Annotated in this window: 9 protein-coding genes, 1 other RNA gene and 1 other annotated feature; of the genes, 1 reads left to right on the top strand and 9 read right to left on the bottom strand. The window is 39.7% G+C overall.

The window, feature by feature from the left end; all coding sequences use genetic code 11:
• Positions 1-51: 51 nt before the first annotated feature.
• The 4 genes from ssrS to OK414_RS24235 form a co-directional block, all read right to left on the bottom strand.
• Positions 52-233: non-coding RNA, 6S RNA (gene ssrS / locus OK414_RS24220), on the bottom strand.
• Between the two features lie 118 nt (positions 234-351).
• Entirely contained in the window at positions 352-2,130 is a 1,779-nt protein-coding gene (gene aspS / locus OK414_RS24225; protein ID WP_028410587.1) for an aspartate--tRNA ligase, read from the bottom strand.
• A 12-nt stretch (positions 2,131-2,142) separates the two neighbouring features.
• On the bottom strand, positions 2,143-3,411 hold the full coding sequence (hisS, locus tag OK414_RS24230; protein ID WP_028410586.1) for a histidine--tRNA ligase: 1,269 nt from the start codon (positions 3,409-3,411) through the stop codon (positions 2,143-2,145).
• 68 nt (positions 3,412-3,479) lie between these two features.
• Positions 3,480-3,712, bottom strand: a binding site (T-box leader).
• Positions 3,713-3,799: 87 nt separating this feature from the next.
• Positions 3,800-3,976, bottom strand: a complete 177-nt coding sequence (locus tag OK414_RS24235) for a hypothetical protein (protein WP_013059305.1) — start codon at positions 3,974-3,976, stop codon at positions 3,800-3,802.
• Positions 3,977-4,142: 166 nt separating this feature from the next.
• Here OK414_RS24235 and OK414_RS24240 point away from each other — a divergent pair, with 166 nt between their 5' ends.
• Positions 4,143-5,027, top strand: coding sequence for an N-acetylmuramoyl-L-alanine amidase (locus OK414_RS24240; RefSeq protein WP_230586506.1), 885 nt, complete (start codon positions 4,143-4,145; stop codon positions 5,025-5,027).
• Here the strand turns inward: OK414_RS24240 and dtd are convergent.
• From dtd to secDF, 5 genes are all read right to left on the bottom strand, one after another.
• On the bottom strand, positions 5,018-5,479 hold the full coding sequence (gene dtd, locus OK414_RS24245; protein ID WP_016765630.1) for a D-aminoacyl-tRNA deacylase: 462 nt from the start codon (positions 5,477-5,479) through the stop codon (positions 5,018-5,020). The two genes, OK414_RS24240 and dtd, sit on opposite strands and share 10 nt — an antisense overlap.
• A 15-nt stretch (positions 5,480-5,494) precedes the next feature.
• On the bottom strand, positions 5,495-7,693 hold the full coding sequence (locus OK414_RS24250; RefSeq protein WP_013059308.1) for a RelA/SpoT family protein: 2,199 nt from the start codon (positions 7,691-7,693) through the stop codon (positions 5,495-5,497).
• Between the two features lie 185 nt (positions 7,694-7,878).
• A complete protein-coding gene (locus OK414_RS24255; RefSeq protein ID WP_013059309.1) occupies positions 7,879-8,391 on the bottom strand; it encodes an adenine phosphoribosyltransferase in 513 nt (170 codons plus the stop codon).
• 15 nt (positions 8,392-8,406) lie between these two features.
• Positions 8,407-10,749, bottom strand: coding sequence for a single-stranded-DNA-specific exonuclease RecJ (recJ, locus tag OK414_RS24260; protein WP_034648802.1), 2,343 nt, complete (start codon positions 10,747-10,749; stop codon positions 8,407-8,409).
• Between the two features lie 140 nt (positions 10,750-10,889).
• On the bottom strand, positions 10,890-13,127 hold the full coding sequence (gene secDF, locus OK414_RS24265; RefSeq protein WP_016765632.1) for a protein translocase subunit SecDF: 2,238 nt from the start codon (positions 13,125-13,127) through the stop codon (positions 10,890-10,892).
• Positions 13,128-13,239 lie beyond the last annotated feature (112 nt).

The raw sequence follows: 13,239 nt of genomic DNA on the forward strand, positions 1-13,239 counted from the left end.
CCATAAAAAAACTCTATGCAAATAATTACATAGAGGATTTTTTATATGTATGCTAGTCCCGATCGTGCCGTCTCGAGTGCCTTCGTTTTGAACCCGCTCTCGGCAGGTGGGTGCTCTGCTTTAACCATTGTAAGTCCTCGAGATGAGGCATGTACGCTCGTTAAAAACTCCGAGCTCCCAAGCAAAAAATTGTTCGGTCAAAACTGGATTAAGGACGAACACATCAGGACTATTTAGTTCTTGAAAGTATCTTATCACAGAAAAAATCACTTTGCAATTAATAAGTAAAACAAAAAAATCGGGCCTGTCACTGGAACGTGACAAGCTCGATTTAACAGACGGTTCAATCGATTACGCTTCTGTTTTTTGCTTTTTTACCTGCAAATGCAGCTCGTCTAATTGCGCTTCACTTACTTCACCAGGTGCATTTGTTAATAGACAGCTTGCACTTGCTGTTTTAGGGAAGGCAATTGTATCACGCAAGTTTGTGCGTCCTGCTAGAAGCATAACTAAACGGTCAAGACCTAACGCAATTCCGCCGTGAGGAGGAGTACCGTATTCAAATGCTTCAAGTAAGAAACCAAACTGCTCATATGCTTCTTCTAATGTAAATCCAAGCGTTTTAAACATTTTTTCTTGAATATCACGCTCGTAAATACGTAAAGATCCTCCGCCAAGTTCGTAGCCATTCAATACTAAGTCATATGCTTGTGCACGGACTTGTCCAGGATCGCTTTCTAACATTGGTAAATCTTCACGAACTGGCATTGTGAATGGATGATGAGCCGCGTAGTAACGGTTGTCTTCTTCGTCATGCTCAAGAAGAGGCCAATCTGTTACCCATAGGAAGTTAAATTTCGTTTCATCAATAATTCCTTGTTCTTTTGCAAGCTTTAGGCGAAGAGCGCCAAGTGCATCTGCTACAACTGACTTTTTATCAGCTACAAATAAAAGTAAATCCCCTTCTTCCGTTTGAAGAGCTTCCGCAAATTGCTTTTGCTCATCTTCATTGAAGAATTTTGCAATCGGTCCTTTTAAGCCGTCAGCTTCAACTTTCAGCCATGCTAACCCTTTAGCACCGTAAATTTTCACGAACTCTGTTAGAGCATCGATATCTTTACGTGAATAGCTAGAAGCGGCACCTTTTACGTTAATGGCTTTTACTTCTCCGCCGTTTTCAACTGCTGCGCTAAATACTTTGAACCCGCAGTCTTTCACAAGCTCTGATAAGTTGACTAGCTCCATTTCAAAACGTGTATCCGGCTTATCTGAACCGTAGCGACTCATCGCTTCATCATATGACATGCGCGGGAAAGGCGTCGTTATATCTAAATCTTTTACGCGCTTCATTACTTTAGACATCATTTCTTCCGTCATTGTCATGATGTCCTCTTGAGATAAAAATGATGTTTCAATATCGATTTGAGTAAATTCAGGCTGACGATCTGCACGCAAGTCTTCATCACGGAAGCAGCGAGCGATTTGATAATAACGCTCAACTCCGCTTACCATTAGCAGCTGCTTGAAGATTTGCGGTGATTGAGGAAGAGCATAAAACTCCCCTTCGTGCACGCGGCTTGGTACAAGATAATCACGTGCGCCTTCTGGCGTACTTTTCGTTAAAATAGGTGTTTCAACATCTAAAAAGTCATTTTGATCTAAGAAGTCACGAATTGTTTTTGTAATGTCATTGCGCATTTTAAGCGTGTTAAACATCTCAGAACGTCGAAGATCTAAATAACGATATTTTAATCGAACATCTTCTGATACTTCCGTTTGATCCGCAATAGCAAAAGGAGGTGTTTTGGCTTTGTTTAATACCGTAATCTGCTCAGCGTGAACTTCAATTTTACCTGTTTTTAAGTTCGGGTTAACGGTTCCCTCTTCACGAGCTACAACAGTTCCTTGCACTTCCAGTACGAATTCATTACGTACATCTTCAGCAATTTTTAGCGCTTCAGCAGATTTTTCAGGATTAAATACAACCTGTACAACTCCGCCGCGGTCGCGTAAATCAATAAAGATTAATCCCCCTAAATCACGGCGTTTTTGAACCCATCCTTTTAATAGAACTGTTTCGCCAGTTGCTTGTTCTGTTACATCACCACAGTAGTATGAACGTTTTGTCATCATGGTTCCCCCTTATACTTGTTCTTGCAAATAGCTGACCAATTGATCAATTGATACTTCTTGCTGTTCGCCAGATTCCATATTCTTTACGTTTACAACTTGTTTTGCTAGCTCATCTTCACCTAGAACAACAACAAATTTTGCTTGTACACGATCAGCTGCTTTAAACTGAGCTTTCATTTTTTTATCTTGATAATCTTTATCGGCTACAAAGCCTGCACGTCGAAGCGTATTTACAATTGAAACGGATTTTTCTTTTGCTTCATCGCCCATAGTTACTACATAGCAATCTACGCCTGTTTCTACCGGAAGCTCAATTCCTTCTGCTTCCAATGCAGATAATAAGCGTTCGATACTTAAAGCGAATCCGATACCCGGTGTTTCAGGTCCGCCGATTTCTTGAATCAGCCCATTATAACGGCCTCCGCCACAAAGAGTTGTAATGGCGCCAAATCCTTCTGCTTCACTCATTAGTTCAAATGCTGTGTGATTATAATAATCTAACCCGCGTACTAGCGTCGGATCTACAACATAGTCAATGTCTAAATCGGTTAAGTACTGCTGTACTTTTTCAAAATATTCTTTTGAATAGTCATTTAAATAATCAAGAATAGACGGCGCTGTAGCCATCAGTTCATGGTCCCGATCTTTTTTACAGTCTAAAATACGAAGAGGATTTTTCTCCAATCTGCTTTGGCAGTCGCTGCAAAACTCTCCAATGCGAGGTGCAAAGTGGTCAATAAGCGCTTGACGGTGAGCTTGACGACTTTCTGTATCTCCTAAACTGTTAACAACCAACTTTAATTTTTTCAATCCAAGCGATTGGTAAAAACTCATTAACAGGGCAAGAACTTCAGCATCAATAGCTGGATCATTTACCCCTAATGCTTCTACACCAAACTGAACGAATTGACGGAAACGTCCCGCTTGAGGTCGTTCATAGCGAAACATAGGACCAATATAAAACAGCTTTGTTGGCTGCGTTGGATTTCCAAACATCTTATTTGAAACAAATGATCGTCCAACTGCAGCTGTTCCTTCTGGACGAAGCGTTAAGCTGCGGTCACCTCGATCTTTAAATGTGTACATTTCTTTTTGCACGATATCTGTTGTTTCTCCCACTCCGCGCAAAAATAATTCAGTGTGTTCAAACATTGGTGTACGAATTTCTTGGTAGTTGAACGCACGGCAGATTTCTCTTGCTCGCTGTTCAACAAACTGCCAATATTCTACTTTGCCCGGTAAAATATCTTGTGTGCCTCTAGGTATTTGAACTGACATAACGTGATATGCCTCCTATTTTTTAAATTTACAATACAAAAAAACTCTCGCCTCTACTATTTTTCCATAGTAGGGACGAGAGTTAATCTCACGTGGTACCACCCTAATTGAAACATATGACATGTTTCCACTCATTTCGTTAACGCACGAACACGTTCATCTCCTACTAAGTTTCCCTTTTCAGAGTGAAGCCTCCTGAGTGTTCTTTCATAAAGTCATCATGTAGAAATGCTTTCAGCCTAAGACATTTCCTCTCTAGCCATGTGTCATCTTTACTACTTTTCTCGATCTTTGGCTTATCAATATAAAAATGTTATACATTCATTTTAATTTAGCAATTGCTTTCTATATTACGAATGAAATGAGCAGTTGTCAAGCACCTTTCATGTTAAGAGCGGTCTAATTGTTTTCTTAGTTTCTGAATATCTCGAAGCGTTAAACCAAATTCAGAAGCCAATTCAAGGGATGAAGCTTCACTTTCTCTGTCAATAAAATCATGAAAATGAATGCCAAATACCGGATTTACCTGCTGAAATGATTGTTCACCTTTTTCACTAAACTTCATCGTTTCTTCCTCCCTGCCTACACTTACTTATCCTTTTATTAGCATTGCCCAGAAAAGATGTTTTTACATAAGAAAAAGGATTTTTTTTATTTTCATCGAATACTCTATTTTGTTATAAAAAGGAGGTCTATCTATTCGCCATCTAAACATGAAGTCTGTATCTGTTTTGGCTGCAAGTATCCTTTTATTACTGTGTTCTTCCTCATTTGAGCGCCCAAATGTACCGGTCCATCAACCCATTATTGTAACAGCTGACTCTCTTCATGTACGCAGCGGTCCAGGACGTTCATTTTCAATTACAAATAAATTGACGAAGAATACAAGACTATCCGTTTCAGACCGTCAAGGAGATTGGTATTATGTAGAAAGCTCGGATATTCAAGGATGGGTGTTTAAAAAATTCACGAAAACCGTAGCGCTTCGCAGCGTTCAGCCTAGCATGCAGGTAGCGCAGCGCCAGCCTGTTTATACGCTGAGTAAAAGCTTGCAGCACTTAAAGGGCAAAACAATTATTATTGATGCAGGCCATGGAGGAAAAGACAAAGGAGCCATCGGCACACAGGGCACATATGAAAAAGACCTCACTCTTCGAACAGCACTTATTTTACAAAACAAACTTCAAAAAGAAGGCGCACACGTCATTTTAACCCGCACCCATGATGAGTACCTTCTACTTTCACAGCGCACGCTGCAATCGACTAAAGCAGATGCTTTTATAAGCATTCACTACAACAGTACGAACAGCTCACAGCTAACTGGCCTTATGACGTATTATTACCATCAGCATCAGGACAGTCCACTCACACATTCTATTCATCAGTCCCTTATTAATCATGCAAAATTAAAAGACAAAGGAGAACGTTTTGGAAACTATTATGTTCTTCGCGAAAATACACGTCCGAGTACATTAATTGAACTAGGCTTTTTAAGCAACGAACGGGAAGAAACGTATATTAATTCCATCAGTTATCAGCAAATGATTACGTCCGCTATCGCTGAAGGATTAAATCACTACTTTCAAAGCAAAGAAAAAACGCAGACTCATCTGTGAGCCTGCGTTTTTTCTTTGCTTTCTACAATAAGCGTGACCGGTCCGTCATTTGTAAATGATACGTCCATCATTTCACCAAATGCGCCGGTTTCTACTCGAACATTTTTTTCTGATAATATTTTATTAAAATAGTTGTAAAGCGTTACAGCATGATCTGGCCTAGCAGCTCCCATAAAGTTTGGTCTTCTGCCTTTTCGGCAATCTCCGTACAGCGTAAATTGAGATACCGATAAAATTTCTCCTTCTACATCTAGAAGCGACAAATTCATTTTGCCAGACTCATCATCAAACACTCGCAAATTCACAATTTTATCCGCTACATACTCTGCATCAGCTTCAGTATCGTCATGGGTAATGCCCACTAAAAGCATATATCCGTGCTTAATCTCACCGACCGTCTCACCTGCAACAGTTACTTTTGCATTCTTTGCTCTTTGTACGACTACTCTCATGTATAACGACCTTTCTTAATGCATAATTCGGCGAACTGAATAAATGTCTCGAAGCTGCTTAATGCGCTCAACCACTTTATGAAGGTGACTGATGTTATGAATAGAAATTGACATATGAATCGTAGCCATTTTGTTTCGGTCCGATTTTCCTGAAACGGCTGAAATATTCGTTTTAGTCTCGTTTACAACCTGCAGAACTTCATTTAGTAAGCCCCTGCGGTCGTATCCGGAAATTTCAATTTCCACGTTAAACTCTTTGCCTTCTTTAATATGTGTTTCCCACTCTACAGGAATAAGGCGGCTTTCAGCATCATCTGTGTGAACGTTTAAACAATCTGCTCTATGAACAGATACTCCTCGCCCCTTTGTAATAAAACCAACAATCTCATCTCCAGGAACTGGATTACAGCATTTAGACAAGCGAATCAGCATGTTCTCTACACCCGGTACAATAACCCCGGAATCTTTTCGTTTATGCTGGCGAACACGCTTGGCCGCAGTGTCGCGTGCAATATCATCAATTTGGATCTCTTGTTCTTGATCGCGCTGCTTTCTCCACTTCTCGGTTAAACGATTAGCTACTTGAGCCGCAGTTAATCCGTTATACCCAATAGCTGCATACATATCGTCTTCGTTTGAGAAATTAAACTTCTCCGCTACTCGTTTGATATTATCAGCTGTTAATACTTCTTTTAAGTCAAACTCCATTTGACGAATTTCTTTTTCAACCAGCTCTTTGCCTTTTTCAATATTTTCATCGCGGCTTTGCTTTTTAAAGAATTGGCGAATTTTATTTTTGGCTTGAGACGTTTGAGCAAGCTTTAACCAGTCCTTGCTTGGACCATACGAATGCTTAGACGTCAAAATTTCGATAATGTCCCCCGTTTTCAAACGGTAATCAAGCGTAACCATCTTGCCGTTGACTTTTGCTCCAATAGTTTTATTTCCGATTTCAGAATGAATACGATAGGAAAAATCAATTGGAACAGAACCCGAAGGAAGCTCAATGACGTCGCCTTTTGGCGTAAAAATGTAAACCATGTCGGAAAACAAGTCAACTTTTAGAGATTCCATAAATTCTTCTGCATCGTTTGCGTCATTTTGAAATTCTAAAATTTCTCTAAACCACGTCAACTTTTCTTCAAATGAAGCATGCTCAGCTGTTTTTCCCTCTTTGTAAGCCCAATGAGCAGCAATTCCATACTCAGCAATTTGGTGCATGTCAAACGTTCGAATTTGAACTTCTAACGGATCACCTTTTGGTCCGATAACCGTCGTATGAAGAGACTGGTACATATTTTGTTTTGGCATTGCAATATAATCTTTGAAACGTCCCGGCATTGGCTTCCAGCACGTGTGAATAATTCCTAACACCGCATAGCAGTCTTTAATGCTATTTACAATAATGCGCACAGCTAGTAAATCGTAAATTTCATTAAACTGCTTGTTTTGCAGTGCCATTTTACGATAGATGGAATAAATATGTTTTGGACGTCCTGAAATTTCAACTTTAATCGACACTTCATCTACTTGCTCTCGAACTTCATCAATAACTTCAGCCAAATACTGCTCGCGTTCCGCACGCTTTTTCTTCATCAAATTTACAATGCGATAATATTGCTGAGGATTTAAGTAACGTAAAGCTGTATCTTCAAGCTCCCACTTAATTTTTGAAATACCGAGACGATGAGCAAGAGGAGCAAAAATTTCAAGCGTTTCATTTGAAATGCGTCGCTGCTTTTCCTGCGGTAAATGCTTTAGCGTACGCATGTTATGAAGACGATCCGCAAGTTTGATCAATATAACTCGAATATCTTGAGCCATTGCCACAAACATCTTGCGATGATTTTCAGCCTGCTGCTCTTCTTTAGACTTATATTTAATTTTCCCAAGTTTCGTTACGCCGTCTACTAACATTGCTACTTCTTCATTAAAAGCTTTTTCTAAATCCTTTAGTGTTATCTCTGTATCTTCAACCACATCATGTAGAAATCCAGCTGCAATTGTTGCTGGATCCATATCTAGATCAACTAAAATTCCTGCGACTTGAATCGGGTGGATAATATATGGTTCACCCGACTTGCGATATTGTTCTTTGTGAGCTTCTTTTGCAAAATCATATGCTTTTTGTACAAAAGCCACGTCTTCTTCATTTAAATATCGCTTCGTATTGTCAATGACCTGTTCCGCTGTTAGGACTTGCTCATTTGCCATGAAATCACCTTTTATCAACTAGCATTTTTAATTCATATTGTAACTATTATCTTGAAAAAATCCAAGGATGTAAAGCCTTTGCGTCTAATTTATGAAATTTACATCATTTCCATTTTACGTATTAACGTTTTTTAACGAAAAAAGAGCACCTGTATCAGGTACTCTTTTTTATGTGATCGTTCTTCTTAATACGTCATTAATGTGAATACATCGTAACCGTCTAGTTTGTCACGGCCGTCAAGGTAAGAAAGTTCAATTAAGAACGCAGCTCCAACAACAATTCCGCCTAATTCTTCGACAAGCTTAATCGTCGCTTCAATTGTACCGCCTGTTGCTAATAAATCATCTGTAATCAACACGCGCTGACCTGGCTTAATTGCATCTTTGTGAATCGTTAATACGTCTTTACCGTATTCTAAACCGTAATCTACTTTGATTACTTCACGCGGTAATTTTCCTTCTTTACGAACAGGTGCAAAGCCGATACCTAGCGCGTATGCTACTGGACAACCAACGATAAATCCGCGAGCTTCCGGTCCTACGATAATATCAACTTGTTTATCATTGGCATATTTTACAATCTCATCCGTTGCGGCACGGTATGCGTCACCGTTATCCATTAATGTTGAGATATCTTTAAATGTAATACCTGGTTTTGGCCAGTCAGGTACAATTGTAATATAATCTTTAAAATTCATTCTAATGTTGCCTCCTCATTCAATCGAACGCTTAAAAATATCTTGAAAGTGATTTTTAAGCTGTACATATGACGTATAAATAAAGTTTTTTTCTATTTCAATCTGCTGCTGCTTTTGGCGATAAGTCGCAGATTCTATTAAATCACGTTTCGCAGAATTTTTCACTAACGAAATTAAGCCATTGTTTATTGTAACAAATTCTAACTCAAAAAACACCTTTGCCATAAAATCAATCGTTTCTTTCGACCAGCCCTTATGAATCGCTAAATCTTCTTTGTAGCGTTTTAAATCAAAAGGACCCTTTTTCGCTAAAAAGCCATAGAACCATTTAAAGTGATCGCGAGTTGGGATTGTATCAAAATAATGGTCTTCTTCCGTTAAGAAAATAGCGTATATTCTAGAAGGAATACCTTGGAAAAACAAAGCTTCAAGCCACTTCTGTGAAGGAGGCAAATCTAATAAAACAATCTGTTCCCCTGCAAACATACATGCTTTTGCCTGTTCTTCATCTTGAATAAGAACAACATGCTCCATCGGCAGCATCGACTTGTATTTATCAATTGTTGAATCGTGAAAAGCAACAACTTTCATTTGATCCGTGAATACCTGCTCAAAGAAACGTTTGACATCAATAGCACTGCGATAATCAAACATCTGCCACTCATCTACAGAGATATCTTCTACCATCAGCTGCGGTTTGCGCATATTGTTCCACTCATTAATAGATAGTTCACCTACTAATGATACTTTAGCTATAGGAGATACTTCATCTAATATATAGCCTAACCCAAATCCTACTGCATCAACCGATACACCGCTGTCTTCAAATACCAGTTTTAAATGATTTTTATTAGCACCAATTTTCCGCATAGATGTTGTATGAACATCTTTAATGAGAACTTTTGGCTTCGGGTTATGCATACCAAATGGAGCAAGCGCACTCATTTGTTCAATGTTTTCCAGCGTAATTTCCTCTGTTGTGCATACTGTATCAACTGATGTAATTGGAATAAAATCCTGTTCGGTTAACACGTTGCTTGCTTGTTCATTAAGACGTGTGCGCAGCTCTTCTACATCATCGCTGTTTAACGTCATGCCGGCTGCCATTGGATGCCCTCCAAAATGCGGCAAAATGTCACGGCATTTAGATAAGTTCGCGAATAAGTCAAAGCCTTCGATACTTCTTGCTGAACCTTTGGCAATACGGTTTTCAGAGTCAATACTTAGTACAATTGTTGGTCTGTAGAACTTTTCTACGAGCCTAGAAGCGACAATTCCAACAACACCTGCATTCCATCCTTCTCCCTCTACAATAAGAACGCTGTTTTCATCCGGAGGATACATATTTTCAACAAATTCAACGGCTTCTTCCGTAATATCGTTTACGATTTGCTGCCTTACCTTGTTTAACGCATCAATTTCTTTAGCTAAACCTTTTGCTTCTTCAGCATTTGTTGTCATAAGCAAGTGAACAGCTGGATCAGCATCTTGAAGACGTCCTACTGCATTAATGCGAGGAGCCATAGCAAATCCAATTGTATCTTCAGTAATTTCTTCGCGTTTTACTCCACATACGCTCAGCAGCGCTTCAATTCCAGTGCGCTTCGTGAGCTTGAGATAGTCAAGACCTTTGCGAGCAATTAAGCGGTTTTCGTCGACTAAAGGAACCAAGTCAGCAATCGTCCCAATCACTGCTAGTTCTAACAAATGTTCCGGAAGCTCCCCTAACAGCGCATGAGCGAGTTTAAAAGCCACTCCTACACCCGCCAGTTCTTTAAATGGATATGTACTTCCCGGCAGCTTTGGATGAATAATTGCATACGCATCCGGTAAAATCGGACCCGGCTCGTGGTGATCCGTAATAATTAAATCAAAATCTAATTCACGTGCATACGCCGTTTCTTCGACTGCCGAAATACCTGTGTCTACCGTAATCACCAGCTGATAGCCACCTGCGTTTATTTTATCAAATGCTGCCTTATTCGGCCCATAACCTTCTGTAAAGCGATTAGGAATATAAAAATCAGTATCAGCGCCGAGCTGCTGTAAAGCAGATAACATAACAGAAGTACTGCTGACGCCGTCCGCATCGTAATCTCCATAGATCATAATTTTTTCATTATGATCAATTGCTTGCTGAATACGAGCTACCGCTTTGTCCATATCGTGCAATAAAAACGGATCGTGGAACGTTTGTGCATCAACGTGTAAAAACTCACGTGCCGCTTCTACTGTTGTCATGCCTCTATTAAGTAATAACGAAGCTACTAGAGGTGTAATATTGAGGTTTTCTACAAATTCATTAACAAGTTGTTCATCACATTCTTGAACATTCCAACGTTTTTTTGACTGTAACATGTCTCTTCACCCCTTAACCCACATTATTATACTAGAGTGGATGAAATGGAGCAACGAAAGAAAATAAGCATATTTTTCTGACAGTGCGCCTTGAATTTTCACAAACAAAAAAACGTGCGAACACTTCGCACGTTTTTGAATTACTTGCTTTCTACTTCTTTTTGTTCCTCGCGCTTCAACTGTTTCCCTTTCCACACAAGCCATAGCTGAGCAGCAATAAACACAGATGAATATGCACCAAGAATTAAACCTACTAACAGGGCAATTGAGAAGTTTTGAATTGATTCACTTCCGAATACAAGAAGTGCTACAACTGCAATCACAACTGTTAACACGGTGTTCATTGAACGAGTAAACGTTTCACGCAAGCTTAAATTTACGATAAACGCCAAATCGTCAAACGTTTTGGATTTGAATTTCTGCATATTTTCACGAATGCGGTCAAACGTAACAATCGTATCGTTAATTGAGTAACCAACAATCGTCAAGACAGCGGCGATAAACGTTAAATCTACCTCTAGCTTTGTTAAGCTAAAGACCGTAACGATAAAAAACGCATCATGCAACAAAGCAAGCACGGCTGCAAGCGCCATGTAGAACTCGAATCGAATCGTTACATAGATGATAATTCCAATTGAAGCAATTACAATCGCCATCATTGCATTTTTCGCCAGTTCTTTTCCAACTGTCGGCGAAACGGTGCTTACGTTTGGTTCAGAACCGTATTTATCTTTAAAGTGATCTTTTAAGTTGGCAATTTCTTTTTTATTCAAGACCCCAACTACACGTACAACACCCGTATCATTACTTTTTCCTGTAATGACTACGTCATCCGTTTTGATATCAAGAGACTTCATTTCACGCTGTATCTCAGCCTGCGTAACGGTATGATTTGCCGGAATCTCTATGCGAGTTCCGCTCGTAAAGTCAATACCTAGGTTCAGCCTAAACACAGCAACCGAGATAATACCGATAATGACGAGCACGCTTGAGAATGTGAAGAACGCTTTACGGTATTTAACAAAGTCAATTTTATCCCACACTGTAGGTAAAACGGTTGTGCCGTCATCTTTGCTTAAATCGTGAATTTGCTCTTTCTTCACGCCAAAGTAGCCTGGTTTTTTATCAAACCAGCGGCTGTTTACTAAAAGACTCATTAATAATCGCGTACCGTATACGGCCGTAATAAAACTTAGCACAATCCCGATCATTAATGTTGTTGCAAATCCTTTTACTGAACTTTGACCATAAAAGAATAATACAAGAGCCGCTAACATCGTTGTAATATTGGCATCAAAAATGGTCGCAAGTGAGCGACGATTTCCTGCCCGGTAGGCCGATATAACAGACCTTCCTGTTTTCAGTTCATCTTTAATCCGCTCGTACGTAATGATATTCGCATCTACTGCCATACCTACACCGAGAATAAGAGCCGCGATACCTGGAAGCGTCATAACCACATGCATCAAGTCAAATACAAGCAGGTTTAAATACACGTAGAAGCTGAGTGTAATAATGGCAATAAGCCCCGGTAAACGGTAGAAAAACAGCATGTAAAGGAATATAATTCCAATTCCAATAATACCCGCTAATATAGTCGTGTGAAGAGCTTCTTCCCCAAACTGCGCTCCAACGGATGTAGAGTATAGCTCATCTAATTTAACCGGCAACGACCCGGCATTTAGCAATTCCGCCAGCTGCGTTGCACTTTTCACTGTGAAGTTGCCACCTGAAATCTCAACATCTGGCTGTGTTAACACGCTGCTAACAGAGGCTGCAGACAGGTACTTCGGATTTTGTTTTGTCGCTTCTTTTTGGTACGAGTCTTTTCCTTCTTCATAGTCCAGCCAAATGACAATTAAATTGTTAGGTGCTGGTTTTTGAGAAAGCTCTCGCGTGATCTTTTCAAATTTTTTCGCATTTTTTAACTTTAGTGAGACGCTAGGCTGATTGCTTTGGTCAAACGATTGCTTTGCTCCGCCTTGCGCTAAGTCTGTACCATCCATCAGCACCTTATCGTTCACGTCACGGAACGTTAAGTTTGCTTGAGTTGATAACAGATCCCTGGCTTGCTTTTGATTCGTGACACCAGCTAGCTGAACGCGGATGCGGTCGTTTCCTTCAATTTGAATGCTGGGCTCACTAACTCCCAGTACATCGACACGTTGACGCAGCGCTTCAACCGTGCTGTTAAGTGCCTTTTTGTCAATGACATCGCCTTTTTTAGCTGGACTGACTTTATATAAAATTTCAAATCCACCTTGAAGGTCGAGGCCAAGTTTAATATCTTTTGTAATTCCAGTCATCGTTGTTCCGATTGTACTAAACACAAGCAGTACTAAGAGGAAAAAGGCAACGATACGTCCTCTTTTAACCATCGACAGAAAATCCTCCTTCTTATGTAAAAAACATGAAATGATAACAATAGATAAATGACCAATCTAATTATCATTCATAACCTAATGTCTGTCAAATAAAGACCTTATCAAA

Origin of the sequence: Priestia sp. JV24, from assembly GCF_025910025.1 — a bacterium.
GTDB classification, from domain to species: domain Bacteria; phylum Bacillota; class Bacilli; order Bacillales; family Bacillaceae_H; genus Priestia; species Priestia megaterium.